Consider the following 26,901-nt stretch of genomic DNA (forward strand, 5'->3'; position numbering starts at 1 on the left):
CGACGCCAACACGTCCGAACGTCGCTTCCCATTCCCAACTCGACAGGGCCGTGCGACCGCGCATCTCGTCACCGCGAGAGGCGTGCGCGATGTCGTGTATCAATGGGGTTGTTCGTGAAAGAAGCGCGCCGCTTCGCTGCCACCAATCTGGCATTCGGCCTGTCGACGCTTGCGGTCAGCGCCATCGTCTGGTGGGAAGCCAGTAAAGTACGTCCGTCCCCTTACGATCCACTTGGCGCCGGCGCGTTTCCGAAACTGGTCAGCGTGCTGCTGGCGGGCCTGGCGATCCTGCTGATCGCTCGCGTGCTGCTTGGCTATGCGATCGGGGATTCCGACACCAGCCTGATCAGCGGGCTCACCGACGACGGCGACCAGACGCATCGTAGGCGGCCTTTCCTCGCCGTCGGCGTGCTCGCCGGCCTCACCCTCTACATCGCGGCGCTGACCCTGACCTCGGTCGGCTTCCTGTGGGCGACCATCGTCTTCGTCGCGGTGATCGGCTTTGCGATGTCGGACCGGCGTCCGCGCGACCTCGTCGTTGCCGGCCTGATCGCCGTCTTCATCGGCGTCGCGCTGAACTTCCTCTTCACCCGCGTCCTCATCGTCGCGCTGCCATAGGACGCCCGCATGCTCGACGCCTTCACGCATCTGCTGACGCCGCTGCCGTTCTTCATCATGCTGTGCGGCGTGCTGCTCGGCATCATGGTCGGGGTGCTGCCGGGCATCACCGCCGGCATGCTGATGGCGCTGGTGTTGCCCTTCACCTACTACATGACCAGCGTCAACGCGGTCACCTTGCTCATCGCCATCTTCGTCGGCGGTGTTAGCGGCGGGCTCATCACCGCGACCCTGATGCGCATTCCCGGCGAGCCGAACGCCATCATGACCTGCCTCGACGGCCATGCGCTGGCCAAGGCCGGCCACCCCGGGCGGGCGCTCGGCCTCGGCAATGCCGGCTCGATCGTCGGCGGCGTGCTGTCCTGGTTCGCTCTGGTACTGCTCGCCCCGCCGCTGGCGCGGCTCGCCATCGCCTTCGGGCCATGGGAGAATTTCGCCATCGTCTGCGTCGCGCTGATGCTGATCGCCTCGCTCAGCGGCGGCTCGCTGCTCAAGGGCCTGATGGCGGCACTGCTCGGCGCCATGCTGTCCTTGCCGGGCGTCGACGAGAGTTCCGGCACGCTGCGCCTCACCTTCGGCTTCCACCAGCTGGATGCCGGGCTCGACGTCATGCCGGTGATGATCGGCCTGTTCGCGGTGAGCCAGGTGCTGGCGGACACCTTCAATATCGAACAGCAGGACACCGACCGGGTGCGCGCCAATATGCGCGGCATCCTCACCTCGTTCGCCGACTATGTGCGCTATGGCTGGAACATGCTGCGCTCATCATTGATCGGCATCGCCATGGGCGTGCTGCCGGGCGTCGGCGCCACCATCGCCTCGATCGTCGCCTACACCACGGCGAAGAACCTCTCGAAGACGCCGGAAGAGTTCGGCAAGGGCAGCGAGGAAGCTATCGTCGCCGCCGAGACCGCGAACAACGCGACCACCGGCGGCAGCCTGATCCCGCTACTCACGCTCGGCATTCCCGGCGGCCTGACCGACGCCATCCTGCTCGGCGCGCTGACCATCCACAATCTCCAGCCGGGCCCGCTGCTCTATCTGAAGAGCCCGCAAGTGGTGAACACCATCATCGCCGCGCATCTGTTCGCGCATGTGGTGATGTTCGTGTTCATGACCGTCGGGGTGATGCTGTTCGCCCGGATGATGCTGCTGTCGCGCGCCTGGCTGTTCCCGGCGATCCTGGTGTTCTGCGTGGTCGGCTCCTATGCGCTCAACAACCGGGCCTTCGATTCCTGGATCATGCTGGCGTTCGGCCTGGTCGGCGTCGCGCTGGAATTCGCGCGGGTGCCGCTCGCTCCGTTCCTGATCGGCTTCCTGCTCGGACCGCTGGCGGAGAAGGAACTGCGCTCCGGCCTGATGTCGTCGGGCGGCGATCTCTCGGAGATCCTCACCCGGCCGATCGCCATGACATTGCTGCTGGTCGCGGTCGCGTTGCTGGCGTGGCCGCTGCTGCGTGGCGGCGGTCGCCGACCCGCCATTGCCGGCGGCCTGCCGGTTCCGCCGGACCAGCGATGACGGGCACTGCCTATCCAGACAAAGAACGAGTACCAGGGAGGACTATCATGAAGAAACGGTCGTTACTTGCTGCCGGTGCGCTGGCGCTGGCCTCGATGCTGCTCACCCCGCCTGCCGCCCGGGCGCAGGCGTTCCCGGACAAGCCGATCCGCCTCATCGTGCCGTTCGGGGTCGGCGGGACCAGCGACATCTATGCCCGCATCATCACGCGCATCATCGAAGAGAAGAAGATCCTGCCGCAGCCGGTCGTGGTGCTGAACGTGCCGGGCGCCGGCAGTGCGGTGGGCAGCCGGCAGGTGAAGGATTCGCCAGCCGACGGCTACACGCTGCTGCTCTCGCACCAGGGCATCATGACCGCGCAGGTGATGGGGCTCGCCGATTTCGGGCCGGATGCGCTGGAGCCGGTCGCCGAGTTCGGCAAGTTCTGCCTCGTCTACGCTGTCGCCGAGACCTCGCCCTACAAGACCTTCGGCGATCTGCTGGCCGCCGCGAAGAAGAACCCCGGCTCGATCCGCGAATCCACCAATATCGGCTCGGGCATCCATTTCGCCTCGCTGACGCTGTCGCGCGCTTCCGGGCTGAACCCGCGCTATATCCGCGCCAGCGCCACCCCGGAGCGCATCACCCACCTGATGGGCGGCCATGCCGAGGTGGCGGTGTTCTCGATCGGCGAACTCGGTGCGATCCAGTCGAACGGCGTGCGCCTGATCCTGTCCTTCTCACCGGAGCCGGACCGTTTTGCGCCGGGCGTCCCGACCGCGCGTTCGCTCGGCTATGATTCGACCTTCTGCATCCGCAACTGGGTGTTCGCGCCGAAGGGCACGCCGGCTGACCGCATCGCCACCATCGTCAAGGCGTTGCGCGCGGTGTTCGACACGCCGGAGATGAAGACGGAGTTCGAGCGCTGGAGCACCCAGCCGACCTTCCTCGAGGGTGCCGAGCTGGCGCAACTGATCGCCGCAGAGAACAAGATGTTCCAGTCGCTGGCAGATGCCGTGCCGAAGTGAGGGGACTTACTTCCCTCTCCCCGTTGGGGAGAGGTGGCCCGCGAAGCGGGTCGGTGAGGGGGCGCACGATTGCAGGGCAGCGGATCTCCCCTCACCCCAACCCTCTCCCCCTCGGGGAGAGGGGGCTTGGTGCTCCTTCGGCGCTGCGGTCACGCTCCGAAGACGACGTGGTGCCTGCTCAAGCCGTGCCCATCTCCTGCAGCGCCATGAGCGATTCCGGCAGCACCTGGCCGCCATCGATCACCATGGTCTGGCCGGTGATGTAGGCCGCCTCCTCGGAGGCGAAGAACAGCGCGGAATTGGCGATGTCGGTGACGTTGCCGAGCCGCTTCATCGGGATCGAGGCCGCCATCGAGGCGATGTAGTCGGCGCCCATGCCGTCCATCCCCTCGGTATGGATGTTGCCGGGCATCACCGCATTGACGGTGATGTTCCACGGCGCCAGCTCTATCGCCGCGGTGCGCATGAAGCCGAGCTGGCCGGCCTTCGAGGCGCCATAGTGCGACCAGCCGGGATAGCCGGTGATCGGGCCGGTGATGGAGGAGGTCAGCACGATGCGGCCCTTCTTCTTCGCCTTCATCTCCGGCAGCACGGCGGAGACCGAGAGGAAGGTGCCCTTGAGATTGGTGCCGATGACATGGTCGAAATCGGCCGCGGTCATCGAGCCGAGCTTGGCTGCCGGGAAGATGCCGGCATTGGCGCACAGCACGTCGATGCTGCCATAGCGGTCGATGGCGCAGGCGGCCATCGCCGAGCAGTCCCCGGGCACGCTCACATCGCCGGCGAAGGCCGACGCATGCGCGCCGATCTCGGCGGCGACCTTCTCGCCCTCTTCGAGGTTGCGACTGACGACGAGGACGTTCAGCCCGGCCTCGCCGAACCGCCGCGCAATGCCGCGCCCGATGCCCTTGCTGGCACCGGTGACGATGACGGTCTTCCCCGCTAGCGACGTGAACATAGTCTCGCAATCCCTCTGTTTTTGCTGAAACGGCAAAGGCTTAAGCTCTCCTTCGCAGCATCGGACAGTGATGCTGCCGAAAGATTGGGCTGCCTGCGTTTTCAGCAGGGTGCGATGCATGTTTGATGTTGTAAAGCCCAAACAGGGATGTTTAGGTTCGCACAAACTCCAACATCAGAACCACACGTGACCGGCCTGATGCGTGGCGAATGCGCGGAGATAGCATCCCGCGCCAACAAACGAGGGGATATTTCGTGATGGCAGGGATTTCCAGAAGGTCTGTGCTGCAGGGCATGGGCGCACTCGCCGCCGCCGGCCCGATGCTCGGCATCAACAAGGCGTTCGCGGCGCGCGAGAAGGAGCTGAACATACTGTGCTGGGAGGGCTACAACTCCGCCCAGGTGCTCGACCCGTTCCGCCAGCTCAAGGGCGCGACGGTGAAGGCCGAGAGCCTCACCAACGACCCCACCATGATCAACCGCCTGCGCGCCGGCGAGATCAACACCTGGGACCTGATCAACGTCAATAATCCCTGGGCACGCAAGGTGATGCTGCCCGAGAAGCTCATCAAGCCGCTGCCGCGCGCCGAGTTCGAGCCGTTCTTCGACAAGATGCTGCCGATGTTCAAGCCGCCCTACAAGTGGGCGATGAGCGCCGACGGCAAGGAGCTGATCGGCAGCTGCCAGCGCTTCGGGCCCTACAGCTTCGTCGTCAACACCGACAAGGTGAGCCGCAAGACCGCCGAGGGCGAGGGCTGGAACATCTTCAACGAGCCGTCCATGGCCGGCAAATACGGCATCCTGGAATCCGACGACTGGAACGTCTTCAACATCTTCGTGCTCGCCAATATCGACCCGTTCAAGGTCCACACGCCCGACGAGATGGCGAAGTTCGAGGAGACCGCCAAGCGGATCTTCAAGGGCGCCAAGCTGATCGGCGACATCGCCTCGATGAACCAGGCGCTGATCTCCGGCGAGATCGACCTGCATCTCACCGGCGGCACCTATTCGGTCTCGCCGGCGCGCGCCGACGGCCACCCGAACCTGCGCGGCATCACTCCGCTGAAGGGGCCGATGGAAGGCGGCAAGGGCGGCATCTCCTGGATCGAGGTGACCTCGACGGTGAACAACCCGAACCTGTCGCCGCTCGCCATCGAATTCCTGAAATATGTGCAGGATCCCAAGGTGGCGCACACCGTGGCGTTCGCCGAGGGCACGTTCAATCCGGTGGCGCAGATGGGCAACAAGGCGTGCTTCGATCTCTTCACCAAGGAAGAGCTTGACGCCATCCAGTGGGACAGCCTCGAAGAGGAAATGGCCCGCTCGGTCGAGTACGATATCGTGCCCGATTACGACAAGGCGCTCGACGTGATGAATGCCGCCAAGCGGCTTCGCGGCTGATCGACCAGGCGGATGGATTGGGCCGGTGCGCGGGAGCGCGCCGGCGGCGGGCTGTAGCCTGCCCAAAACGGAAGACACGATGCTCCAGACTTCGCCCAGCGCGGTGATCGATACCCAGCCGAAGCCGATCCTCCAGCTTGTCGGCGTGCGCAAGACCTTCGGCACCTTCACCGCGGTGGAGAGCATCGACCTCGATGTCGTCGAGGGCGAGTTCCTCACCATTGTCGGCCCGTCCGGCTCCGGCAAGACCACGCTCTTGCGCATGCTCGCGGGCATGGACTATCCGACCGAGGGCAACATCACGCTGCACGGCAAGCTGATCAATGACGTGCCGCCGAACAAGCGGCCGACCTGCCTGGTGTTCCAGTCGCTGGCGCTGTTCCCGCACAAGAGCGTCGGCGACAACATCGCCTTTCCGCTGAAGGTGAAGGGCATCGACACTGCGGCGCGCAAGGTGCGGGCGCTGGAGCTGATGCGCCTCGTCCGCTTGCCTGAGAACTATCACGACAAGAACGTGATGAAGTGCTCCGGCGGCGAGCGCCAGCGCGTCGCGCTCGCCCGTGCGCTCGCCTACGATCCCGAAGTGCTGTTCTTCGACGAGCCGCTCTCGGCCATCGACTACAAGCTGAAGAAGACGCTGGAGAAGGAGCTGAAGGATCTCCATCGCGAGACCGGCAAGACCTTCATCTACATCACCCACAGCCTCGAAGAAGCGATGGTGATGTCCGATCGCATCGGCGTGATGCGCGCGGGAAAGCTGGTGCAGGTCGGTACCCCCGAGGAGATCTATGGCGCCCCGGTCGACCGCTTCGTCTGCGAGTTCCTCGGCGAGGTGAACACCATCAAGGTGCGGCGCGGCCCGGACGACGTATGGTCCGGCATCGATGTCGAAGGCAGCTTTCGGCTGCGCCCGCCGGATGACGGCGCCGAGCTCGACGAGGCGCTCATCATGGTACGCCCGGAATATATGCGCTTCCTTGGTCCCGGCGACGTCGCCGACAATCGCATCGAGGGCCTCGTCTACAACGAATATTCGCTCGGCTCGCGCATCCAGTACCAGGTCCGCGTCGGCGAGAAGGTCATGCTGGTCGAGCTTTCGCGTGGCCGCGCCTTGCGGGCCGGCGCCGACCGCCGCGTCACCATAGGCTGGGACGCCGCCGACGCCTTCACCCTCGGGAGTTGAGCGGATGGCCGACATCGCTCTCGCCCGCCTGCCGGAGACCGCCAACGAGCTGCGCCGCGCCCGCATGCTGTCGCTCGGCGCGCGCTGCGCGCTGCCCGTCGCCATCCTGCTCGGCATAGGCTTCCTGGCGCCGATGATCGCCATTCTCGGCTATGCCTTCGCCACGCCGCGCAGCTTCGACGTGTTTCGCAGCTTCACGCTGGAGAACTTCGCCACCCTCTTCGACCCCACCAACACGGTGTGGCTGTCCTTCCTGTGGTCGTGCGGCTTCGCGCTGTTCACCGTGGCGATCCTCGCGGTCATCTCCTATCCGATCGCCTATGGGCTCAACATGGTGTTCGGCCGCGCCTCGCCGCTGATCAGCGTGCTGTTCGTCTTCCCGCTGTTCGTCTCGGAGAACGTGCGGCTCTATGGCTGGGTGCTGTTCTACATCAAGAACGGCGTGCTCGACGGCACGCTGAAGTATTTCGGGCTCGGCGGCGGGCCCGAGGTGCTGTTCACGCCGGGCATGACGCTGTTCGGCATGGTCTATACCTATCTGCCCTTCATGCTGTTCCCGATGACGCTCGGCCTCGCGCTGGTGCCACGCGACCTGGTCGACGCCGCGCGCGACCTGGGAGCCGGCCGGCTGTTCATCTGGCGCGAGATCGAACTGCCGCTGGCGATGCCGGGCATCCTCATCGGCATGCTGCTCACCTTCGTGCTCGGCATCGGCGCCACGGCGGAGGCGAAGATCCTCGGCGGGCAGTCGGTGATCGTCATCTCCCACGATATCGAGATCGCTTTCACCTATTCGCAGAACTGGCCGCTCGGCTCGGCGCTCTCGGTGGTGGTTACCGTCTTCATCGCGGCGCTGACGCTGTTCGCGCTGTCGAAGCTCGACCTCGACCGCATGCTGGGGAGGCGCTGAGATGCGACGCGCGGTGAAGCGGACCAACGCACTGATCTGGGCCTGGACGATCTTCGTCCTGGTCGTGATCTATCTGCCGATCATCTGTGGCGGGCTCGCCAGCTTCAACAAGAGCCGCTATTTCGGCTTCCCGATCAAGGCGTACTCCACCGACTGGTGGGACAAGATGTTCGCCTCGATCGAGATCGGCATGATCGTGAAGACCTCGATCACCGTTGCGCTGCTGGTGACGGTGTTCTCGGTGGTGATCGCCACCTTCGGCGCGCTGGCCTTCGCCCGCTATGACTGGAAGGGGCGGCGGCTCTACCAGAAGCTCATCATCCTGCCGATCTTCTTCCCACAGCCGGTGCTCGGCCTCGCGCTGCTGCTCGGCTTCAATGCCGTGGGTATCCAGACCACCTGGATGACCGCGGTGTTCGCCCACATGGTGTGGATCGTGCCGGTGGTGACGCTGGTGATCGCCATCCAGGTCTATGGCTTCGACCCCTCGCTGGAGGAAGCGGCGTTCGACCTCGGCTGCTCGCGCCTCCAGGTGCTGCGCGAGGTGACGCTGCCGCTGCTGTGGCCGGGCATATGGTCCGGCATGCTGTTCGCGTTCCTGCTGTCCTGGAGCAACTTCCCGCTGTCGCTCTATACGACGGGCGCCGACAGCACGATCCCGGAATGGCTCTATGCCAAGATGGTCGCCGGCTATACGCCGATGGTGCCGGCGCTCGGCACTATGGCGACCGTATGCGCTGCCGCCATTCTCCTCGCCGGCGGGCTGGTCGGCGTGCTGGTACGACGGCGGCAAGCGGCATGAACAAGCTCGATCCACCGCCGCGCAACCTCCCGCCCCCGCGGAAATTGCGGCTGGACAAATCCTCGCGGCAGGAGCGCATCCTCGCGGAGATGATGGCGTCCGCCACGCTGCGGGTCGGCGATCTCGCCGCCGATCTCGACGTCTCCACAGAGACCATCCGGCGCGATCTGTTCGAATTGCAGGAGCGCGGCCTCATCAGCCGCACCTATGGCGGCGCGGTGCGCCCGTTCGCCGCCGAGCCCTCCGTCACCGAGCGCCACCGGCTGATGGTGGCGGAGCGCGAGGCGATCGCGGCGCTCACCGTGAAGTTCATCAAGCCGAAGGAAGTCATTGCCATCGGCGCCGGCGCCACCACCACCCATGTCGCCCGCCGCATGGCCGCGGAATGCCGCGACCTCACCGTCATCACCCATTCCTTCTCGGTGGCGACGGTGGTGGCGGCCAATCCGACCATCGACGTCATCATGTGCCCCGGCCGCTATGATGCGCGCGAGGGCATGATGGTCGGCGCCGAGACCATCGACTTCCTGCAATCCTACAATGTGAACCGCGCCATCCTCGGCATTTCCGGGCTCACCACCGAGGGCCTAGCGGACGCCGAGGCGGGAGCCGCCTGGGTCTACAAGGCGATGATGAACCGGGCGTCGGAGACCATCATCGTCTCCGACCACAAGAAGTTCGACGTGCAGGCGCTCGCCATCTGGGCGCGCATTCCGGACATACAGCGCCTCGTCGTCGACGAGCCGCCCGAGGGCGCGATCAGCCGCGCTCTGGAGCGTGCTCGGGTCGAGGTGTCGGTGGCGGGGAAATAGTCATGTGGCAGCAACGCCCGGCAGACGAGCGGATCGAGATCGAGGTCGATGGCCATCGCGTCGTCGCCTATTCCTACGGGGTCGGCGAGGAGGTGGTGTTCCTGCTGAATGGCGGGCCCGGCCTGCCGTGCGACTATCTGCGCGACGCCCACAGCTTCCTGACGGATCATGACTATCGCGTTGTCGCCTTCGACCAGCTCGGCTGCGGTGCCTCGGACCGACCGGAGGACCCGGCATTCTGGTCGATCACCCGCTATGTCGAGGAGACCGAAACGGTGCGGCGCGCGCTCGGGCTCGGCAAGGTGCACCTCATCGGCCACAGCTGGGGCGGCTGGCTCGCCATCGAATATGCGCTCACCTACCCGGAAGCGCTGAAGACGCTAATCCTCGAGGACACCGCTGCCGACCTGCCGCATCTGATGCAGGAGATGCACCGGCTGCGCTCGGCGCTGGGCACCGAGACGGTGGAGATGCTGCTCGCCCATGAGGCGGATGGCAGCTACCACCATCCGGAATATCAGGCGGCGATCACGCTGATGAACTACCGACATGTGTGCCGGCTCAGCATCTGGCCGAAACCCTTGATGGCTTCGCTGAATGACTGGAACGTCGTGCCCTATATGACGATGCAGGGACCGAACGAATTCCTCTATATCGGCAACCTCAAGGACTGGAACCGCACCGCCGATCTGCCGCGCATCGCCTGCCCGGTGCTGATCACCGTCGGAAAGCATGATGAGATCACCCCGGCCTGCGCATTGCGCATGAAGCAGGGGCTCGCCCAGGCCGAGCTGGTCGTGTTCCCGAACTCCAGCCACATGCCGTTCTATGAGGAACCCGCCGCCTATGACTCGGTGTTGCTCGGCTTCCTCGACAAGCACGCAGCCGGCGCGAAGGATGCGGCGTGATGGGCTGGAAGACCGAGAACCGTTCCTTCTATTACGCGCTGGCGCCGGAGCCGGACAATCCGGTGCTCGACCCGGCGACCACCGCGCTGCTGGTCATCGACGTGCAGAACACCTATCTGGCGCGGCCCGACCGCGCGGGCCTCATGAGCGAGGCCGAGCGCGCCCACTATGACGCTTGGTCGCCGTTCCATGAGCGCATGCACGGCACGGTGATCCCCAACATCGCCGAGTTGCTCGCGCTGTTCCGGGGTGCCGACATCGAGCGGCTGTTCGCCCGCATCGCCTGCCGTACCAAAGACGGTCGCGACCGCTCGCTGAGCCAGAAGAAGCCGGGCTTCAACAATCTGCTGTTGCCGAAGGATGAGGACCCTTCGCAACTGGTCGAGGCTCTGGCGCCCGAGGGCGACGAGATCGTTGTCATCAAGACCACGGACAGCGCGCTGACCGGTACCAATCTGCGGCTTGTCCTCGCCAATCTCGGCATCCGCACCGTGATCTGCGTCGGCATCTTCACCGACCAGTGCATCTCCTCAACCGTGCGCAGCCTGGCAGACGAGAGCTTCGACGTCGTGGTGCTGGAGGATTGCTGCGCGGCGGCGACCGATGAGCTGCACAGGCGCGAGCTTGAAATCATCAACATGATCTACTGCAACGTGATGAGACTGTCGGACCTCAAGGCGCTGATGAGGCTCGGATGACCGACACCATGTATGACGCGCACTTCCTCGATCGGCTGGAATCCGGGCTGCGCGCCGCGCTGCCGCGCTGGGGCCTGTCGAACGGGACCGACCTGCGCCTGCTCACCATTTCCGAGAACGCCACCTTCCGCGCCCATGATCCCGCCACCGGCCGCGACGTGGTGTTCCGGGTCCACCGGCCCGGCTACCACACCCGGGCGGAGATCGCCTCGGAACTGGCCTGGCTCGGTGCGCTCGGGGGCACTGAAGTGGTGCCGACGCTGACGCCGATCCCGCAGGTGGATGGCGAACTGATCGCCGATATCGACGATGACGGCGTCACCCGCCATGTCGTCGCCTTCGGTCTGGTCCAAGGACGCGAGCCGGCTGAGAATGAGGACATGGCGCGCTGGTTCCGCGAGCTCGGCGCCATCAATGCGCGGCTCCATGCCCATGCCAGGGGCTGGCAGCGTCCTGATGGTTTCGTGCGCAAGGTCTGGGACTTCGACGCCATGCTCGGCGCGGTGCAGCTCTGGGGCGACTGGCGCGCCGGGCTCGGCCTGACGCCGGAGGGCAGGGCGGTGCTGGAGCGCACCGCGCGCGTGCTACGCCAAAAGGTCGAGGCCTATGGCAAGAGCGAGCGCCGCTTCGGCCTGGTCCATGCCGACATGCGCGTCGCCAATCTGCTGGTCGACGGTGACACGCTCTCGGTGATCGACTTCGATGATTGCGGCTTCTCCTGGTATCTCTATGACTTCGCCGCCGCGATCAGCTTCATCGAGCATGAGCCGCACATTCCCGAGCTCCAGGCCGCCTGGATCGCCGGTTACCGCACCGTGGCGCCGCTTCCCGATGAGGAGTGCGCCATTCTGCCGGTCTTCATCATGCTGCGGCGCATGCTGCTGACCGCCTGGATTGCCTCGCATTCGGAAACGCCGACGGCTCAGGCGCTGGGCGAAGGCTACACGCAGGGCACCGTCGCCCTGGCGCGCGCCTTCCTCGAGACCCATGCCGTGGAAGGCGAGAAAGCAGCGTCATGAAAACCCAGGAACTGCAAATCCTTGCCTTGAACGCCTTCGGCGAACGGCCGACCTCCGGATTAGATCCGGACATCGCCGCGCTGGTTGAGCGGCGCAGGAAGAGCTTCGGCGCCGGTTCGGTGCTGTTCTATGACGAGCCGTTGAAGATGGTACGCGCGGAGGGCGCCTATCTCTACGCCTCGGACGGGCGGGCTTATCTCGACTTCTACAATAACGTGCCGACCGTCGGGCATTGCCATCCCAAGGTGGTCGAGGCGGTTCGCAGGCAGGTCGGCGAGCTGAACATCCATTCGCGCTACCTGTTCGACGTGTTGCACGATTATGCCGAGAAACTGCTCGCCACTTTCCCGTCCGAGCTCTCCAATCTGGTGTTGACCTGCACCGGGAGCGAGAGCAATGACCTCGCCTTGCGCCTCGCCAGGAAAGCGTCCGGGGGCAGCGGCTTTGTCGTTACCCGCACCGCCTATCACGGCAATACCGCCGCGGTGACCGAGGTCTCGCCGTCTTCCTACAAGACCGGCGGTCCGCCGCCGCATGTGCGCATGGTGCCGCCGCCCGATCCCGCGATCTTCGGCAATGACGTGGCGCAGGGCTTTGCCGACGCGGTGTCCGGCGCCATCGCCGCGATGGAGGCCGACGGCATCCGCTTTGCCGGCTTGCTGGTGGATACCATCTTCTCGTCCGATGGCGTGTTCGCCGATCCGCCCGGCCTGCTGAAGCCCGCGATCGAGGCGGTGCATGCCGCCGGCGGCCTGTTCATCGCCGACGAGGTGCAGCCCGGCTTCGGGCGCACCGGCGAGGGCATGTGGGGTTTCGCCCGCCACGGCGTGATGCCGGATGTCGTCACCATGGGCAAGCCGATGGGCAACGGCTATCCAATCGCCGGCGTGGTGACGCGGCCGGAGATCCTCGCCGATTTCTGCGCCGATTTCGGCTATTTCAACACCTTCGCCGCGAGCCCTGTCGCCACCGCTGCGGCGCTCGCCGTGCTGGAGGCGATCGAGGAGGACGGGCTGATCGCCAATGCGGCGAACGTCGGCCGCCATCTGATGGGGCGCTTGAGGCGGCTGCAGGGCAGCGCGCCGATCACCGCGGTGCGCGGCGCCGGTCTCTATCTCGGCGTCGAGTTCGGCACCGAGGATGGCCCCAGGCCCGGCATCGCCAAGGGGCTGATCAATGGCCTCAGGGCGAGTGGCATATTGATCGGTGCCGCCGGGCAATATGGCAATGTGCTGAAGATACGCCCGCCGCTCTGCGTCACCACCGAGCATGCGGACATACTGGTCGACACCATGGAAGAACTGCTCGACGGGATGGCTTAGCGCGCGTCGATCCATGCGGTGAGCGCGGCCGTCGTCGCCTCCAGCACGCAGGCGCCGACCGCTTCGCCGACCGCGGTGTGCATGCCGGCGAAGGCGGCGGGCTCGGGTCCGAGCGGCGCCGCCATCACGATGCAGTCGGTCCCGGTGCCGGTGACGGTGAGCGACTGGCCGACGCGGTGATAATCGGCCTCAACGATCGCGACGGTGCGCGCCTGCGCCGCGAGGGAGGCGGCCTCCAGCAGCGCCGCATCGGTAAGCGGCTGCGACACGTGGCACAGTATGTTCACGGTGCCCGGCTGATAGCGGCGCGGCTGGGCGATCCTGCTGCCGACCCGCTCGCCATTATTGAGGCCGAGCGTCACCACGCAATGCGCCTCGACCGCTTCGACCAAGACCGCGCGATGCACGAAGCTGGCGATGTCGCGGGCGGTCATCATGCCTACCGCGTCTGCAAGCCCGACCGATGCGAGCTTCTCCGCGAACCACTCGGCCGGTTCGCGATCCGCTGGCAGGTCGGCATCGCGCACCTGAAGCCACGCCACGTCCGTCGCGTCGACGAGACCGGGCCGGTTCAGCGACCAGCTCACCGCCCGCTGCGGCGCGCGGAAGCGCACGGTGAGCCAGGGAGGCGCGCACTGGACGGCGAAGGTGGCGCCCGTGTCGTGGCTGGGGAGCGGAAACACATGGTTCATCGGCAGATAGAAAGATTCCAGAGTTATCGGCGATGGCAGGTGGGGAATTGCATCGCTCAAACGTCTTGGTATTGAGGGGTATTGGAGTGGAACAACATGACGATAGCAGCAACGAATATCAGTCCGGAAGGGCGGGCCAAGCGGCTGAGGGCGGCTTCCACCGCGCTGCATGAGCAGGTCGACCAGGCGGTGATGGCGGCGGAGCCCTTTGCCAGCCGCGAGCATTATGCGCGCTTCCTGCACTTCCAGCACCGCCTGCATCGGCGAGTGGCGCCGCTCCATGCGGATGCACAGCTCCAGGCCGTGCTGCCGGACCTCACGGAGCGCGCTCGCCTCATCGCGGTGGAGTGCGACTTCGCCGATCTCGGCCTGTCGGTGCCGGAGCTGGACGAGCGCGCGCCTGCGCTTCCGGTGCCGGAGGCGCTGGGCTGGCTCTATGTGGTCGAAGGCTCGAACATGGGCGCCGCCATCCTCGCCAGGGAAGCCGGCAAGCTTGGCCTGTCGGACGGTTTCGGCGCGCGGCACCTCGCCGGTCACGCCGAAGGGCGCGGGCTGCACTGGCGCCGTTTCACCGCGGCGCTCGACGCCGTGGAGCTGACGCCGGACGAGGATCTGCGCGCCCAGGCCGGCGCGGTAGCGGCATTCAGCTATGTGCTCGAACTCGTCGGGCAGGAATTGAATGCCGGGTGATCAAACTGAAACTTTCCCTCTCCCCGGCGGGGAGAGGTGGCCCGCAAAGCGGGTCGGTGAGGGGGAACTCCATTGCGGAGCCGTAGAGCCCCCTCACCCCGACCCTCTCCCCCTCGGGGAGAGGAGGGAAGATACCGAATCGACTGAGCCCATTGGCGTCACGCGATCCCGGATACGGCCTGCGGCCGTTCCGGGATGACGGGATCGGGTTATCAGAACCGCCAGCTCACGCTGGTGCGCATGGTTCGTCCGGGCGAGGGCAGCAGGCCGGTCGAGAGCGGGTCGAGATAATAGCGGTCGAAGGCGTTCTCCAGGCTGAAATCCCAGGTGACGTCGTCGTTGAATTTGTAGCTGCCGAAGAAGTCGACGATGGTGTTGGACGTCCAGTAGGTGGGCGCATTGACGGCACCGCCGAGCAGGCGATAGCCGCCATAGCGCTCGCCGAAGAAATAGGCCCGGCCGCCAAGCGTGAGCGCCTCGTCGAACAGGCGGATGCCGGCGGTGATGGTTCCCGAATATTCCGGGGGAATGCTCACCAGGCCGTAGTCGCCTGAGGCCACATCGAAGCCGCATACGCCGCCTTCGCCGCAGAACTGGATATCGGTGTATCTGGTGAAACTGGCTTCGACGAAGAATTTGCCGGCATCGTAGGAGCCGGACAATTCATAGCCTACGAACTTCGCCCGCGGAATATTCGTCCATGTATAATAGGACGGGTTGTCCGGAATGCGCGTGCGGATGATGTAATTGTCGTAGTTGTTGTTGAAATAGGATGCCTTCAGCCGCAGCTTGTCGCCGGCGATGAAGACATCATCACGCAGCAGGTTGGTGCCGAACTCGGCATTCTTGGACGTCTCCGGCTCCAGGTCCGGGTTCGGCAGCACGGTCGCGAAGGTCAGCGACGCCGATTCACGCAGGCTCGGCGGCCGCCAGCCCTCGGTGTAGAGCCCGAACAGCTGGAAGCCTTTCGCCAGAGTAAGCTCGACGCCGGCCGACGGATTGAGCCGGCCGCCATCCTTTGCGGGATAGTCGCTGAGTTGGTCGGTCGGCGTGAGCTCGTAATAATCGTACCGCAGGCCGCCAAGCAGGGCGAGCCAGTCCGTCATCTCCAGCTTCGACTGGTTGAAGGCGCTGAGCAGAAGCCGATTACCGCTCGGGTTCTTGCTCTGGAGCCCGTAAGAATAGACGGGGTTCTCGTCCGCCATCTCATAGACCGTTTCTGCGCCGTTGTTCACGCGCAGCTGTCCAAGCGGAGTGTCGAACAGCGAAATGTTGGCGGCGTCGCCACCATAGGTGCGGATATGGGTCTTGCCGTCGGCTTCCGGCACGGCGTTGAAATCCTTCAGCACCTGGCTGAAGGTCTCGACATCGGAGACCCACGCGTGGGCGGTGAAGTTGATGTAGTCGCTGTCCGGATCGTAGGTATATTTCGAGGTGAAGGTATTGGTCGTCGTCTCGGCAAGACCGAATTGTTCATAAGGCGTTATGATGGTCGGATGACCGACGAAGGACAGCAGCGTCTCATTATAGTCACCATATTTATTGTTGTAATAGATATAGCCGAGTTCCAGCGCCTGCCCGTCGCCCCAGCCGACCTTGCCCTTGGTGAGGAACGAGGCGACATCCTGCGAGGTGTTGAAGGCCTCCCATCCCGGCTTGATCGGCGACAACGCGCGTTCGACCGGTGTCCCGCCGGTTCGATCGTCGAGGAAGCTGTCGGCGCCATTGGTGCCGACGAAGTAATTGCCGGCCTTGCGCCGTGAGGCTGCGGCGACGAACTCGTAATTGTCCTTCTTCAAGCCGGCGGCGACGCTTCCCGACCATGCGTCGCCATTGAAGAAATCGGGGGCGCTGGTCTCGTAGTCGTAGGAATGGGCTCCGGGCGGCGTGACGGTGTTGCTGCCGAGACTGCCCTTCAGCCGCGCGCCATACTCGGCGCCGGGCTTCAATATGTCGCCGGCCTCGATGGTGCGCATATTGACGACGCCGCCCATGGCGCCGACGCCGCCGGCGCCGCCATAGGGACCCTTGTTGATGTCGACGCCGCCAATGAAGTCCGGGTCGATATAGACCTCGTTGCGGCTGCCGCGATAGCCGCGATAGGAGCTGTTGGTCTGGCGGGTGCCGTCGACCATGACATTGATGCGGTTCTGGCCCTGCAGGCCGCGTATGTTGAGGTCCACCGAGGCGCCGATGCGGTTGCCGGTCGCGATTACGCCGGGCGTGTCGCGGAAGATGTCGCCGAGCGAGGTCGGCGGCAGCCGCTCCACCTGCTCGCCGGAAATATAGCTCACCGGCCCCGGCGTCGCGTAAGGCGCGTCGGCCGGCGGGACATTGGCGGTGACGTCGATGGGATCGAGTTCTTCCGATCCGTCCGGCGCGACGCCGACGGGCCGCGTGGCCTCGCCGGGCCGCGACAGCACGACCGTCGAGGCATTGGTAAAGCGGGCGGAAAGTCCGGTGCCGGCGAGCAACCTCGCCAGCGCCTGCGCCGCGGTGAGCGTGCCGGAGACCGGCGCCGAGGAGCCGCCCAGCGCTTCCCCGCTCGAGCGCACCACCTGCACGCCGGTCAAGGCGGTGAAGTCGGCCAGCGCGGCGAGCAGCGGCTTGGCCGGGATGTTGAATTGCCAGGATCTGGCCTGCGGCTGCGCCGCCGCCTGCGCGAGCGCTGCTCCCGGATGCAGCAGCGACATCGCCGCCATCGTCAGCACCAGCGCGGAGGCGCCGCACAGCAGGCGCCGACGCGCCGAGACACGTCTCTTCATTCCCCGTACCCCATAGCATTCGTGGCCGCTTTTGCTGCCTTCAGCTATGGAACGGTTGGCAGTGATCGAGTCCTCAAGATTTTTCAAAGATTAGAATTGGCCTAAACACCTTGGCGATAGAAGTGTCGCGGTGAATTATCTCATGATGAGCGTAGCAATGCCGGGGATCGACACCGTCCTCAAGCCGAGCGCGCTGCGCAGCGCTTCCAGCACCGCGCCCGGTTCATCGGCGCGGAACACTCCGGACAAGGTCAGCGCGCGCAAATGCGGGTCGGTCAGCACCACCCGGCCGGGCATGGCGCGGTCGAGATCCTCGACGACTTCGGCGAGCGAGGCGCGGTCGAACACGATAAGGCCGCGGCGCCAGGCGAGCGCAGTCTCGGTATCCACCGTCTGCGTGGCGCTGACCTTGCCGTCCGCCACCTTCACCCGCTGGCCCGGTGTCAGCAGGGCGTTGCCTGCCGGAGTGCCTTGGGCGGCAACTGCAACCTGCCCGCGCTCCACAGTGACGACGACCGCTTCCGCGTCGCGCGCGACGCCGAACGCCGTGCCGAGCACCTGCACCTCGGCGCCGCCGGCATGGACGCGGAACGGCCGGGCGGCGTCGTGCGCGACATCGACGAAGGCGCGTCCGCGCAGCAGCGTCAGCTCGCGGGTGCGCTCATCGATCCGCACATCGGCGGCGCCGTCGCCATCGAGATAGAGCCGGGTGCCATCAGTGAGCGTGCGTTCGATATGCGAGCCGGGGGCGGCGGCATAGTCCGCGGTGAGCCGGTCGAACAGGCCGGGATCGCGCCAGATCGCGCCGCCCGCCACCAGCAGCAGTGCGGCGACGGCGAATGCGGCGCGGGTGAGCAGGCCTCCACGCCAGTGCGGCGTCTCGGCTTCCTGCGGCGTGCGATACCAATGGCCGGCGCCCAGAGCGCCCGCGACCTCCCGCGTCCCCTCCCACAATTCGCCCATGCGGGCATAGGCGGCGGCGTGGGTGGGGCTCGCGGAGTGCCAGCGTTGGAAATCCGCCTGGTCCGCGGTGCTGGCCGAGGGGTCGTTCAGGCGCACGAACCAGGCCGTGGCCTCGCGGGCGATCCGCTCGGAGATCTCATCCGGCCCGTTTCGATCGGTCAAATCGGTACGCCTTCCTGCGGTGCGGCTTCCGCTCATGGAACGTCCGTCCCATCGGAATCCCTCATCGCCCACTCATTCCTGAACCGCCGGCACAGCTCCAGCGCGCGGATCATGTCCTTCTCCACCGTGCTGACCGACACCTTGAGGGTGGCCGCGATGGCCTTGTAGGTCATGCCGTCCAGCCGGTTGAGCAGGAAGACACGCTGGGTGCGCTCGGGCAGCGTGCGCAGCGCCGCCATGAAGTGCGCGAACTCCTCGCGGGCGATCATCGCCTCGTCGGCCTGCGGCTCGTCGCCGGCCTCCTGGCGCGGCACGCTCTCGGCATAGGCGGCGCGGACCTTGCCGGCGCGCAGATGGTCGATGGCGAGGTTGCGGGCGGTGCGAAACAGCAGGCCTTTGTCGCTGCCGGTCACAGGCTGGCCCTGGAGCCGCAGATAGGTGTCCTGCGCAATGTCCTCGGCGGTCGCATGGCTGCCGACGATGCGCCCGATGGCGCGCACCAGCCGGCTGCGCTCGGCGAGGAAGAGCTTCAAGAGGTCGCCGGCCGTGGTCGCCATCGTCGCCGCGTTCGCCTGCCGGGCATCTTCCCGGATCGGCGGGCATTAGCCGAACCAACCGGCGTTCTCAATCGCTATGTTTTTGAATACTTATAAAGCGCAACTTGTTCTGGTCGCATGATGTCGATCAGCTTCGCGCAATTGCGTGGAGACAGGTTTCTTCTGCCGCGTCCCTGGGGCGCGCGGCCGGCGCACGCCGTTCACCGCCGCTGCCTTCAGGGCAATCGGGTGGCCATTGCGGAAGGTCTCGGCTATTCCATCGCTCCCCGCCGGAGTTCTCCGGTGGCAGTGCCTTGATGCGGAGACACCGATCATGTTGCAGCCCGGTACGTCGGCGGCGCCCAGGGCGACGCGCCGGGAATGGATCGGGCTGGCGGTGATCGCGCTGCCGTGCCTGGTCTATTCGATGGACCTCACCGTGCTGAACCTCGCCGTTCCGCACCTTGCCCTCGATCTCGCGCCGTCCGCCGCGCAACTGCTCTGGATCATCGATATCTACGGCTTCCTGCTGGCCGGCGCACTCATCGTCATGGGCACGCTCGGCGACCGCATCGGCCGGCGTCGCCTGCTGCTGATCGGGGCGGCGGCGTTCGCCTTCGCCTCGACGCTCGCCGCCTTCGCCACCAGCGCGGCGACGCTGATCGCCGCGCGGGCGCTGCTCGGCATTGCCGGGGCGACCTTGGCGCCCTCCACGCTCTCGCTGATCCGCAACATGTTCCTCGACGATCGCCAGCGCACCTTCGCCATCGGTGTATGGATCGCCTGCTTCTCCGCCGGCGCCGCCATCGGGCCGCTGATCGGCGGTGCGGTGCTGGCGCATTTCTGGTGGGGCGCAGTGTTCCTGCTCGGCGTGCCGGTGATGCTGCTGCTGCTCGTGCTCGGCCCGTTCCTGCTTCCGGAATATCGCGACGACCATGCCGGGCGCATGGACATCCTCAGCGCCGTGCAGTCAGTCATTGCGGTGCTGGCGGTGATCTATGGCGTGAAGCGGATCGCCGAGGACGGGCTCGGTTCGGAAAGCCTGTTCGCTATCCTCATCGGCATCGCCGTTGGCGCGCTGTTCGTGCGCCGCCAGCATCGGCTGGCCGATCCGCTGATCGATCTCGGCCTGTTCCGCGATCCGGCGATTGGCACCGCTTTGACGGTGAACATGCTGGCGCTGTTCAGCGCCATGGGCATCTTCCTGTTCATCTCGCAATATCTCCAGCTGGTCATCGGCATGGGGCCGTTCGAAGCCGGGCTGTGGACGGCGCCGTCCGGGCTGGCCTTCATCACCGGTTCGCTGGGCACGCCTTTCGTGGTGCGCTTTGTCCGGCCGGTCTATGTCGTGGTCGGCGGCCTGTTGCTCGCCACCCTCGGCTTTGCGCTGATGACGCAGATGGATCCGGCGGCGCCACTGCCGGTGCTGGTGCCGGCCATCGTGATGTTCTGCCTGGGCTTGTCGCCGGTCGGCACGCTGACCACCGATCTGGTGATGCGGGTGGCGCCGCCGGAGCGGGCCGGGGCAGTCTCCGCCATATCCGAGACCAGCTTCGAATTCGGCGCCGCGCTCGGCATTGCCGTGCTCGGCAGCATCGTGGCGGCGCTCTATCGTCTCACCATGGCGGATATCGCGCTGGATGTGCCGGCGGACGCGCTCGCTGCCGCGCGGCGCACGCTCGACGGCGCGGTGGTCGCCGCCGGGAAACTATCGCCGGAGATCGCCGCGCCGCTGCTGGCCGCCGCGCATGGCGCCTTCGCCCACGCGCTTGTCATCGCGGCGACGGTGTGTGCGGGGGTGACAGCTTTCGCCGCCGGGTTGGCGGCGCTGATGCTGCGGCGTGTCGGTTCATAGGTGTTTGACACGTAATTTAATCTGGGCGGTCCGAGGAGTTTTCTCCACCTCTCCCCATCGGGGAGAGGGAAGTCCTAGTCCGATATCAAGGCGGTCAGGATTTCGAATCCTCCGCTGCCTCCATCTGCTCGAAGGCGGCGTCCGAGACCTGTCCGAGCCGCGCGCGGTCGAACTTGCCGGCAATCGCATAGCCACAGCCATCGTCGCGCCAGACGAAGGTGGAGACGCCGGCATGGCTGATGAATTCCGGGCGGCTCGTGCCGGTCTCGCCCGTCTTGATGTAGATGGTCAGGCGCTGGTGCTGCGCATCCTCGTACATGATCTGCGCCGCCGCATCCTCGCCCCCCGGCAGGATCCGCCCGCCGATCAGCCGGAAGCCATTGGCGCTGAGGTCGGGCACGGGCAGCACATGGTTCAGCCGCGTCGAGATCCAGTTGGCGAGATGGTCGCCGCGCTCGGCGCCGACCTCGACAGGGTGTGCAGCGTCGGAAACGAACAGGCGGTGCGCGGCGACGGCGAGCTGGGCGACCTGGTCCGGCGCGGACATGGCCGCCTGCTGCGCAGGCCCGCTCATGGCGTTGGCCAGCCAGCCGGTGCCGGCCCCCGCGGTGAAGATCAGGCACGCGGCGGCGACCCGGCCGAGCAGCGCCCGGTGGCGCCGATTGCGATGGGCGGCGATGGCGGCGATGCGCAGCCGCGCCGGGATCGGCGCCTCGGCGCGGTGGCGCAGGCGCGCGGCCAGCTGGTCGCGATGGCTGCGATAGGCGGCAAGCCGGTTCTCCAGCGCGGGATTGCCGTGGACGAAATCTTCGACGAAGGCGAGGCGCGATGGCGCCACCCGCCCGTCGACATAGGCCTGCAGGTCGTCTTCCCCGATCGGGCCGCCGGGCTCACTCACTTCACCCTCCTCAAACCGGCCTGGCCGGTGCCGAGAAATTGCCGCAGCCGCTCGCGGCCGCGGCTGAGGCGCGACATGACGGTGCCGATCGGCACATCCAGTATCCGCGCCACTTCCTGATATTCGAGCTCCTCGACGCCCACGAGCAGCAGCACGCTGCGCTGCTCGGCCGGCAAGGCGTCGACCCCGGCCAGCACGTCGCGCAGCATCAGCCGTCCCTCCGGATCGCTCTCGCCGGTGGCGGGGATGTCGTCATCCTCGAAGGTGACGTGCTCGCCGCGCCGCCGCCGTGCCCTCAGGCCGCTGATGAAGAGGTTGTGCAGGATGGTGAACAGCCAGGCGCGGACATTGCCGTCGCGCCGCCGCAAGTGCCAGCGGCCGATGGCGCGCTCCAGGCAGTCCTGCACCAGATCGTCGGCGCCTTCCTCGTCGCGCAGCAGCGCCCAGGCGAAGCGGCGCAGCGCCGGTATGTGCGGTTCGACAAGGGTGGCGATCTCTTCCATGGCCTCGGGGTCCGGGCGGGCTGGTAGCAACAGCCGCCCTATGGACGTCGGCGACATGCGATTCATTCCCGTTTCCCACTCAGGCGGTGTGTAACGAGGTCGTGATCACGTTCACGGCGACGCGATGGAATGCCGGCGCGCGGGGCGGCGTCTGCCTCATGAAGCGGGGGCTCCGCACGAGTGACATCCATGCGCCTGATATCCGACAGCGATCCCTCTGCCCCGAACACTTACGCTGACACGCGCGGCGTGCCGGCCCGCGACGAGCGCGTGCCGCGTGCCAGCCTGCTCTCGCTCGCCACCGCGGTGCCCGAGCACGTACTGGTGCAATCCGAAGTCGCCACGCAGATGCATCGGTTCTTCGCCGACATATTTGCCAATTCCGAGACCATGGGCGGCATCTTCGCCTCGACCGGCATCCGCCAGCGCTACGCGGCGCGCCCGCTCGACTGGTATCTGGAGCCGCGCGGCTGGCCGGAGCGCACCGCCGTCTATATGGAGACCGGCTGCGCCTTGTTTGTCGAGGTGGCGAGGCGCGCCCTCGATGGTGCCGGCTGCACCGCCGCGGACGTCGATACAATTGTCTTCATCTCCACAAGCGGCATCGCCACCCCCAGCATCGATGCGGTGGTGCATGAGCGCATGGGGTTCCGTCCCGATGTCGAGCGCGTGCCGGTGTTCGGCCTCGGCTGCGCCGGCGGCGTCACCGGGCTCGCGGTGGCGGCGCGCCTCGCCCAGGCGCGGCCCGGATCGACGGTGCTGATGGTGACGGTCGAGCTCAGCACGCTGGCCTTCCGCCTCGACCGGCCGGACAAGGCGAACCTGATCTCGACCGCGCTGTTCGGCGACGGCGCCGCGGCGTGCGTGCTGCGCACCGGGGAAGAGGGCATCGCACTGGTCGAGGGCGCCGGCGAGCATCTCTGGCCCGACACGCTCGGCATCATGGGCTGGAGCATCGATCCGGTCGGCTTCGGCGTGGTGCTGGTGCCGGACGTGCCGTCGTTCGCCGCCACCAACCTCAAGCCCGCCGTCACCAATATACTCGGCCGGATCGGGCTGACGCTGGAGGATATAGGCCGCTTCGTCTGCCATCCCGGCGGCACCAAGGTGGTGGCGGCGATCGAGCGCTCCTTCGGTCTCGACCAGGGCTCGCTCGATCACGAGCGCGGCGTGCTGGCGGAGTTCGGCAACATGTCGGCGCCAACCGTGCTATTCATCTTCGAGCGCGTGATCGCGGATGGATTGCCGGAGCGGGCGACTTTGGTCTCGATGGGACCTGGCTTCACCGCTTCCTGCGTTTCGCTCGCCCGCGCGGCCTGAGAGGGCGGGAGCTATGGAAGCCATCCTCATCCTCGGCTTCGTCACGCTGCAACGGCTTGGCGAACTGGTACTCTCGAACCGCAACACGGCGCGGCTCAAGGCGAGCGGGGCGCGCGAGGTGGGGCGCGAGCATTATGCCTATATGGTCGCGCTGCACGCGCTGTGGCTGGCCGGGCTGTGGTGGCTCGCTCCCGGACGGCCGGTCAGCCTTTTGCTGCTGGTCGTCTACGCCCTGCTGCAGGTGCTGCGGGTCTGGGTGATCGGCTCGCTGGGCCGGCGCTGGACCACGCGCATCATCGTGCTGCCCGACGCCCCGCTGGTGCAGCGCGGCCCCTACCGGTTCTTCTCGCATCCGAACTATGTGGTGGTTGCCGGTGAGATCGCGGTGCTGCCGCTGATGTTCGGCCTCATCTGGTTCGCCGTGCTGTTCTCGGCGCTGAACGCGGTCATCCTCTATGTCCGCATCCGCACGGAGAATGCCGCGCTCGGCATCGGTGGCGGGCGGGAGGTGCAGGCGTGAAGGCGGACGCCGCGCCGCCTCCCGAGACGGTGCAGGCACAGACTTGGCTTGGCTTCGCCGCCATGTGCCTCGGCATGTTCATGGCGGTGCTGGACATCCAGGTGGTGGCGACCTCGCTGCCGGCGATCCGCGACGCGCTCGGCATCCCCGCCGAGCTGATGAGCTGGATCCAGACCGCCTATCTCATCGCCGAGGTGATCGCGATCCCGCTGACCGGCCTTTTGACCCGCGCGCTTGGCATGCGACGGCTGTTCGCGTTTGCGGTCGGCGCCTTCACACTCGCCTCCATCGGTTGCGCCGCCAGTACCGGCTTTGCCTCGCTGGTGACGGCGCGGGTGGTGCAGGGGTTCTCCGGCGGCATGCTGATCCCGCTGGTGTTCTCCGCGGTGTTCCTGCTGTTCCCGTTCCGCCTGCAGGGCTTCGCCACCACTCTCGCCGGCATGCTCGCGGTGCTGGCGCCGACCGTCGGCCCGGTGGTCGGCGGCTGGATCACCGAGACCACCTCCTGGCATTGGCTGTTCCTGGTCAATGTCGTGCCCGGCATCCTCGCCTGCGCCATCGGCCTCATGATGCTGGCACGGGAGGATACCGACCGCGCGCTGCTGCGGACGCTGGATGCGTTCGGCCTCGCTCTGCTCGCCATCTGCCTCGCCAGCCTCGAGATCGGGTTGAAGGAGGCACCGCAGCGCGGCTGGTTGTCGCCCGCGGTGCTCGCCCTGCTCGGCGCCAGCCTGTTCGCCGGAGGCTTCTTCGTGCGGCGCATGCTCGGCGGCGCGACGCCGATCGTCGAATTGCGCACGTTCCGCGACCGAGGCTTCGCCATTGGCTGCGCGCTCAGCTTCATCCTCGGCATGGGGCTCTATGGCTCGGTCTATCTGATGCCGGTGTTCCTCGCCTTCGTGCGCGAACATGGGCCGCTCGCCATCGGTGTGGTGATGCTGGTCACCGGCGTCACCCAGCTCGTCACCTCGCCGCTGGCGGTGGCGCTGGAGCGCCGGACCGAGGCGCGGCTACTCACCATCGCCGGCTTCCTGCTGTTCGGCATCGGCCTCGCATTAAGCGCGTTCTCGACCCGCGAGACCGATTATGACGGCATGTTCTGGCCGCAGATCGTACGCGGCGCCGCGATCATGCTGTGCCTGCTGCCGCCGACCCGCCTGGCGCTCGGCCGGCTGGCGCCCGAACAGGTGCCCGATGCCAGCGGCCTGTTCAATCTGATGCGCAATCTCGGCGGCGCCATCGGCATCGCGTTGATCGACACCGTCATGTTCGGGCGGGCGCCGGTGCTTGGCGAAGCCTTGAGGCAGCGCCTGGTGGCCGGCGACGCCTCCGCGGCCGACCTCATCGGCCTGCCGCCGGGCACGCTGACCGGGCCGATCACGCTGCCGATCGACCCCGACATCGAGGCCTTTGTGCGTCCGCTGGTGGAGAAGGTGGCGCTGACCCAGGCCATCAACGAGGCCTGGGCCATGCTCGCGCTCGCCATGTTCGTCGGCTGCGCGCTGGCGCTGCTGGCGCCGGCGAGCACCGTTCCAGCGGCGGCGCTCAGTCCGAGCTCGCGAGACGGGACACGATCAGCCGGTCATCCTGCCGGCTGAATTCCAGCGCGACTGGTGCCGTGCCGGCCGGCCCGGGTGCGGAAAAGGTCACGCTCTGGCCCGGCGCCAGCACGGCCCTGACGCGGAGAGGAGGTTCGCCGGTCTCAACGCGGGCGAGGGTGGCGACGAGATGGAAGCCGTCCGCCGCGACCGTGTAATAGGCGCAGCCCGCGGCGCCGGCGATGTCGATGCTATGCGCCGCTCCCGGCTTCAGCGTCTGCGCTTGTGCGCTGCCAATGGTGGCCAGCAGGAGGCCGGCGGCAGCAATGCTGCGTTGGATATACATGGGTCTGTCTCCCGGATCGGCGGCGCTCAGGCTGCCGGACGCTGCGTAGCGCCATAGCGAGTGGCCGGCTTGATGGCGGAAAGCCTGGGCGCAAAGGCGCGTCGCGCGGCTTCAAAGGTGTCCCATTCGGCGATGTCCGGCAGTGCCGGGATGGTCACGATCTCGCCGGCATCGAGCCCGGCGAGGGAGGCATCGACCATATCCTCCGCGCTCATCACCCATTCTTTCGGCAGATTCTCGATCGGCATGCCGGCGTTGCTCCACAAATCGGTCGCGGTAGCTCCCGGCAGCACGGCCTGGACACGCACGCCCTTGTCCGCCAGCTCATGCTGGAGGGACTGGGTGAAGGCGAGCACATAGGCCTTGGTTCCGCCATAGACGCCATTGAGCAGTTCCGGCGCGATGGCGACGATGGAGGCGATGTTGATGATGGTGCCGCCGCCGCGGGCAACGAAGCCGGGCGCCGCGGCATAAGTCAGCCGGGTGAGTGCGCCGACATTCAGCGTGATCATCTCGTCCATCTTGCCGGCATCGGACGCGAGCAGCGGCGTGGTGGCGGCGAAGCCCGCATTGTTGACCAGCAAGGTGATGCTGGCATCGGTGGCGAGCGTGGCTGCGACGCGCTCGAGATCGGCGGCATTGCCGAGATCGGCGCCGATCGTCTCGACCGAGCGGCCGGTCTCGTCCGAGATGCGGCGGGCGAGGGCGTCGAGCCGGTCGCGGCGGCGGGCTACCAGGATGAGATCATAGCCGCGGCGCGCCAGCCGGTCGGCATAGACGGCGCCGATGCCGCTGGAAGCGCCGGTGACGAGGGCGGTACCTTTGGAGAGGGTGGTCATTGGGTAAGTCCTTTGCTCTGCCGGCGATGGCCGGCTCCATGGGCAAAGGGTTTACATCCGCTGCCTCCTGTCTCATATGTCGTATATACCTCGTTTCAGGACATATGCGTCCGCCACAG

Annotated in this window: 26 protein-coding genes; 17 read left to right on the forward strand and 9 right to left on the reverse strand. The window is 66.6% G+C overall.

The window, feature by feature from the left end; translation table 11 throughout:
* The first annotated feature begins 114 nt into the window (after window positions 1–114).
* The 3 genes from G3545_RS20805 to G3545_RS20815 are packed head-to-tail and all read left to right on the forward strand — an operon-like array spanning window position 115 to window position 3,143.
* Window positions 115–618 carry a tripartite tricarboxylate transporter TctB family protein gene (locus G3545_RS20805; RefSeq protein ID WP_170015268.1) on the forward strand — a complete coding sequence of 168 codons (504 nt, stop codon included), beginning with the start codon at window positions 115–117 and terminating at the stop codon, window positions 616–618.
* Window positions 619–627: 9 nt separating this feature from the next.
* Window positions 628–2,136 carry a tripartite tricarboxylate transporter permease gene (locus G3545_RS20810; protein WP_170015270.1) on the forward strand — a complete coding sequence of 503 codons (1,509 nt, stop codon included), beginning with the start codon at window positions 628–630 and terminating at the stop codon, window positions 2,134–2,136.
* Window positions 2,137–2,183: 47 nt separating this feature from the next.
* Complete coding sequence (locus tag G3545_RS20815) at window positions 2,184–3,143, forward strand: tripartite tricarboxylate transporter substrate binding protein (RefSeq protein ID WP_170015272.1); 960 nt, start codon at window positions 2,184–2,186, stop codon at window positions 3,141–3,143.
* Between the two features lie 178 nt (window positions 3,144–3,321).
* On the opposite strand, the gene fabG is transcribed toward G3545_RS20815, so the two are convergent.
* Window positions 3,322–4,101, reverse strand: a complete 780-nt coding sequence (gene fabG / locus G3545_RS20820; protein ID WP_170015274.1) for a 3-oxoacyl-ACP reductase FabG — start codon at window positions 4,099–4,101, stop codon at window positions 3,322–3,324.
* A 257-nt stretch (window positions 4,102–4,358) separates the two neighbouring features.
* On the opposite strand from fabG, the gene G3545_RS20825 reads away from it, so the two are divergent.
* The 9 genes from G3545_RS20825 (at window position 4,359) to G3545_RS20865 (ending at window position 13,155) form a co-directional block, all read left to right on the forward strand.
* The gene (locus G3545_RS20825; protein ID WP_170015276.1) at window positions 4,359–5,501 is read left to right on the forward strand and encodes a PotD/PotF family extracellular solute-binding protein; all 1,143 of its coding nucleotides are present in this window, start codon (window positions 4,359–4,361) and stop codon (window positions 5,499–5,501) included.
* 79 nt (window positions 5,502–5,580) lie between these two features.
* Window positions 5,581–6,684, forward strand: coding sequence for an ABC transporter ATP-binding protein (locus tag G3545_RS20830; RefSeq protein ID WP_170015278.1), 1,104 nt, complete (start codon window positions 5,581–5,583; stop codon window positions 6,682–6,684).
* A gap of 4 nt (window positions 6,685–6,688) precedes the next feature.
* Window positions 6,689–7,594, forward strand: a complete 906-nt coding sequence (locus G3545_RS20835) for an ABC transporter permease (protein ID WP_170015280.1) — start codon at window positions 6,689–6,691, stop codon at window positions 7,592–7,594.
* Window position 7,595: 1 nt separating this feature from the next.
* On the forward strand, window positions 7,596–8,396 hold the full coding sequence (locus tag G3545_RS20840) for an ABC transporter permease (RefSeq protein WP_170015282.1): 801 nt from the start codon (window positions 7,596–7,598) through the stop codon (window positions 8,394–8,396).
* Window positions 8,393–9,208 (forward strand): DeoR/GlpR family DNA-binding transcription regulator, encoded by an 816-nt coding sequence (locus tag G3545_RS20845; RefSeq protein WP_170015284.1) that lies wholly within the window; start codon window positions 8,393–8,395, stop codon window positions 9,206–9,208. Before G3545_RS20840 ends, G3545_RS20845 begins: the two co-directional genes overlap by 4 nt.
* Window positions 9,209–9,210: 2 nt before the next feature.
* Window positions 9,211–10,116, forward strand: coding sequence for a proline iminopeptidase-family hydrolase (locus G3545_RS20850; protein WP_170015286.1), 906 nt, complete (start codon window positions 9,211–9,213; stop codon window positions 10,114–10,116).
* Window positions 10,116–10,814: an isochorismatase family cysteine hydrolase gene (locus G3545_RS20855; protein ID WP_170015288.1), complete on the forward strand. Its 699-nt coding sequence runs from the start codon at window positions 10,116–10,118 to the stop codon at window positions 10,812–10,814. Before G3545_RS20850 ends, G3545_RS20855 begins: the two co-directional genes overlap by 1 nt.
* Window positions 10,811–11,833: a phosphotransferase gene (locus G3545_RS20860; protein WP_170015290.1), complete on the forward strand. Its 1,023-nt coding sequence runs from the start codon at window positions 10,811–10,813 to the stop codon at window positions 11,831–11,833. The genes G3545_RS20855 and G3545_RS20860 overlap by 4 nt, the downstream gene beginning before the upstream one ends.
* Window positions 11,830–13,155, forward strand: a complete 1,326-nt coding sequence (locus G3545_RS20865; protein ID WP_170015292.1) for an aspartate aminotransferase family protein — start codon at window positions 11,830–11,832, stop codon at window positions 13,153–13,155. Before G3545_RS20860 ends, G3545_RS20865 begins: the two co-directional genes overlap by 4 nt.
* On the opposite strand, the gene G3545_RS20870 is transcribed toward G3545_RS20865, so the two are convergent.
* The gene (locus G3545_RS20870) at window positions 13,152–13,847 is read right to left on the reverse strand and encodes an adenosylcobinamide amidohydrolase (RefSeq protein WP_170015294.1); all 696 of its coding nucleotides are present in this window, start codon (window positions 13,845–13,847) and stop codon (window positions 13,152–13,154) included. The two genes, G3545_RS20865 and G3545_RS20870, sit on opposite strands and share 4 nt — an antisense overlap.
* Window positions 13,848–13,943: 96 nt before the next feature.
* On the opposite strand from G3545_RS20870, the gene G3545_RS20875 reads away from it, so the two are divergent.
* A complete protein-coding gene (locus tag G3545_RS20875; RefSeq protein WP_170015296.1) occupies window positions 13,944–14,537 on the forward strand; it encodes a biliverdin-producing heme oxygenase in 594 nt (197 codons plus the stop codon).
* A gap of 212 nt (window positions 14,538–14,749) precedes the next feature.
* Here G3545_RS20875 and G3545_RS20880 read toward each other — a convergent pair whose 3' ends face one another.
* The 3 genes from G3545_RS20880 to G3545_RS20890 all read right to left on the reverse strand — a co-directional run bounded on the left by G3545_RS20880 (window position 14,750) and on the right by G3545_RS20890 (window position 18,984).
* The gene (locus G3545_RS20880) at window positions 14,750–17,302 is read right to left on the reverse strand and encodes a TonB-dependent receptor (protein WP_170015298.1); all 2,553 of its coding nucleotides are present in this window, start codon (window positions 17,300–17,302) and stop codon (window positions 14,750–14,752) included.
* 135 nt (window positions 17,303–17,437) lie between these two features.
* The gene (locus tag G3545_RS20885; RefSeq protein ID WP_246702503.1) at window positions 17,438–18,427 is read right to left on the reverse strand and encodes a FecR family protein; all 990 of its coding nucleotides are present in this window, start codon (window positions 18,425–18,427) and stop codon (window positions 17,438–17,440) included.
* Between the two features lie 32 nt (window positions 18,428–18,459).
* The gene (locus G3545_RS20890) at window positions 18,460–18,984 is read right to left on the reverse strand and encodes a sigma-70 family RNA polymerase sigma factor (RefSeq protein WP_170015302.1); all 525 of its coding nucleotides are present in this window, start codon (window positions 18,982–18,984) and stop codon (window positions 18,460–18,462) included.
* 313 nt (window positions 18,985–19,297) lie between these two features.
* On the opposite strand from G3545_RS20890, the gene G3545_RS20895 reads away from it, so the two are divergent.
* Entirely contained in the window at window positions 19,298–20,818 is a 1,521-nt protein-coding gene (locus G3545_RS20895) for an MFS transporter (protein ID WP_170015304.1), read from the forward strand.
* Between the two features lie 94 nt (window positions 20,819–20,912).
* Here G3545_RS20895 and G3545_RS20900 read toward each other — a convergent pair whose 3' ends face one another.
* Both G3545_RS20900 and G3545_RS20905 read right to left on the reverse strand, forming a co-directional pair.
* Complete coding sequence (locus G3545_RS20900) at window positions 20,913–21,716, reverse strand: anti-sigma factor (RefSeq protein ID WP_170015306.1); 804 nt, start codon at window positions 21,714–21,716, stop codon at window positions 20,913–20,915.
* On the reverse strand, window positions 21,713–22,219 hold the full coding sequence (locus G3545_RS20905; protein ID WP_170018196.1) for a sigma-70 family RNA polymerase sigma factor: 507 nt from the start codon (window positions 22,217–22,219) through the stop codon (window positions 21,713–21,715). The genes G3545_RS20900 and G3545_RS20905 overlap by 4 nt, the downstream gene beginning before the upstream one ends.
* 189 nt (window positions 22,220–22,408) lie before the next feature.
* On the opposite strand from G3545_RS20905, the gene G3545_RS20910 reads away from it, so the two are divergent.
* Genes G3545_RS20910 through G3545_RS20920 form a run of 3 tightly spaced genes read left to right on the forward strand, consistent with a single transcriptional unit; the run spans window position 22,409 to window position 25,657 of the window.
* Window positions 22,409–23,539 (forward strand): type III polyketide synthase, encoded by a 1,131-nt coding sequence (locus tag G3545_RS20910; RefSeq protein ID WP_170015308.1) that lies wholly within the window; start codon window positions 22,409–22,411, stop codon window positions 23,537–23,539.
* Window positions 23,540–23,552: 13 nt separating this feature from the next.
* Entirely contained in the window at window positions 23,553–24,059 is a 507-nt protein-coding gene (locus G3545_RS20915; protein WP_170015310.1) for an isoprenylcysteine carboxylmethyltransferase family protein, read from the forward strand.
* Window positions 24,056–25,657 (forward strand): DHA2 family efflux MFS transporter permease subunit, encoded by a 1,602-nt coding sequence (locus G3545_RS20920; protein WP_246702504.1) that lies wholly within the window; start codon window positions 24,056–24,058, stop codon window positions 25,655–25,657. The genes G3545_RS20915 and G3545_RS20920 overlap by 4 nt, the downstream gene beginning before the upstream one ends.
* On the opposite strand, the gene G3545_RS20925 is transcribed toward G3545_RS20920, so the two are convergent.
* On the reverse strand, window positions 25,605–25,943 hold the full coding sequence (locus G3545_RS20925) for a hypothetical protein (protein ID WP_170015312.1): 339 nt from the start codon (window positions 25,941–25,943) through the stop codon (window positions 25,605–25,607). The two genes, G3545_RS20920 and G3545_RS20925, sit on opposite strands and share 53 nt — an antisense overlap.
* A 26-nt stretch (window positions 25,944–25,969) precedes the next feature.
* Entirely contained in the window at window positions 25,970–26,782 is an 813-nt protein-coding gene (locus G3545_RS20930) for an SDR family oxidoreductase (RefSeq protein ID WP_170015314.1), read from the reverse strand.
* Window positions 26,783–26,901 lie beyond the last annotated feature (119 nt).

Source organism: Starkeya sp. ORNL1 (genome assembly GCF_012971745.1).
Lineage (GTDB): Bacteria > Pseudomonadota > Alphaproteobacteria > Rhizobiales > Xanthobacteraceae > Ancylobacter.

Excerpts from the sequence above, each read along its gene's own strand:
- G3545_RS20850 (WP_170015286.1), top strand. The coding sequence starts at position 9,211 with ATGTGGCAGCAACGCCCGGCAGACGAGCGGATCGAGATCGAGGTCGAT.
- G3545_RS20905 (WP_170018196.1), bottom strand. The coding sequence starts at position 22,219 with ATGGAAGAGATCGCCACCCTTGTCGAACCGCACATACCGGCGCTGCGC.
- G3545_RS20930 (WP_170015314.1), bottom strand. The coding sequence starts at position 26,782 with ATGACCACCCTCTCCAAAGGTACCGCCCTCGTCACCGGCGCTTCCAGC.
- G3545_RS20830 (WP_170015278.1), top strand. The coding sequence starts at position 5,581 with ATGCTCCAGACTTCGCCCAGCGCGGTGATCGATACCCAGCCGAAGCCG.
- G3545_RS20825 (WP_170015276.1), top strand. The coding sequence starts at position 4,359 with ATGGCAGGGATTTCCAGAAGGTCTGTGCTGCAGGGCATGGGCGCACTC.
- fabG (WP_170015274.1), bottom strand. The coding sequence starts at position 4,101 with ATGTTCACGTCGCTAGCGGGGAAGACCGTCATCGTCACCGGTGCCAGC.
- G3545_RS20875 (WP_170015296.1), top strand. The coding sequence starts at position 13,944 with ATGACGATAGCAGCAACGAATATCAGTCCGGAAGGGCGGGCCAAGCGG.
- G3545_RS20925 (WP_170015312.1), bottom strand. The coding sequence starts at position 25,943 with ATGTATATCCAACGCAGCATTGCTGCCGCCGGCCTCCTGCTGGCCACC.
- G3545_RS20835 (WP_170015280.1), top strand. The coding sequence starts at position 6,689 with ATGGCCGACATCGCTCTCGCCCGCCTGCCGGAGACCGCCAACGAGCTG.
- G3545_RS20855 (WP_170015288.1), top strand. The coding sequence starts at position 10,116 with ATGGGCTGGAAGACCGAGAACCGTTCCTTCTATTACGCGCTGGCGCCG.
- G3545_RS20895 (WP_170015304.1), top strand. The coding sequence starts at position 19,298 with ATGTTGCAGCCCGGTACGTCGGCGGCGCCCAGGGCGACGCGCCGGGAA.
- G3545_RS20915 (WP_170015310.1), top strand. The coding sequence starts at position 23,553 with ATGGAAGCCATCCTCATCCTCGGCTTCGTCACGCTGCAACGGCTTGGC.
- G3545_RS20865 (WP_170015292.1), top strand. The coding sequence starts at position 11,830 with ATGAAAACCCAGGAACTGCAAATCCTTGCCTTGAACGCCTTCGGCGAA.
- G3545_RS20815 (WP_170015272.1), top strand. The coding sequence starts at position 2,184 with ATGAAGAAACGGTCGTTACTTGCTGCCGGTGCGCTGGCGCTGGCCTCG.
- G3545_RS20810 (WP_170015270.1), top strand. The coding sequence starts at position 628 with ATGCTCGACGCCTTCACGCATCTGCTGACGCCGCTGCCGTTCTTCATC.
- G3545_RS20860 (WP_170015290.1), top strand. The coding sequence starts at position 10,811 with ATGACCGACACCATGTATGACGCGCACTTCCTCGATCGGCTGGAATCC.
- G3545_RS20845 (WP_170015284.1), top strand. The coding sequence starts at position 8,393 with ATGAACAAGCTCGATCCACCGCCGCGCAACCTCCCGCCCCCGCGGAAA.
- G3545_RS20880 (WP_170015298.1), bottom strand. The coding sequence starts at position 17,302 with ATGAAGAGACGTGTCTCGGCGCGTCGGCGCCTGCTGTGCGGCGCCTCC.
- G3545_RS20870 (WP_170015294.1), bottom strand. The coding sequence starts at position 13,847 with ATGAACCATGTGTTTCCGCTCCCCAGCCACGACACGGGCGCCACCTTC.
- G3545_RS20910 (WP_170015308.1), top strand. The coding sequence starts at position 22,409 with ATGCGCCTGATATCCGACAGCGATCCCTCTGCCCCGAACACTTACGCT.
- G3545_RS20890 (WP_170015302.1), bottom strand. The coding sequence starts at position 18,984 with ATGGCGACCACGGCCGGCGACCTCTTGAAGCTCTTCCTCGCCGAGCGC.
- G3545_RS20840 (WP_170015282.1), top strand. The coding sequence starts at position 7,596 with ATGCGACGCGCGGTGAAGCGGACCAACGCACTGATCTGGGCCTGGACG.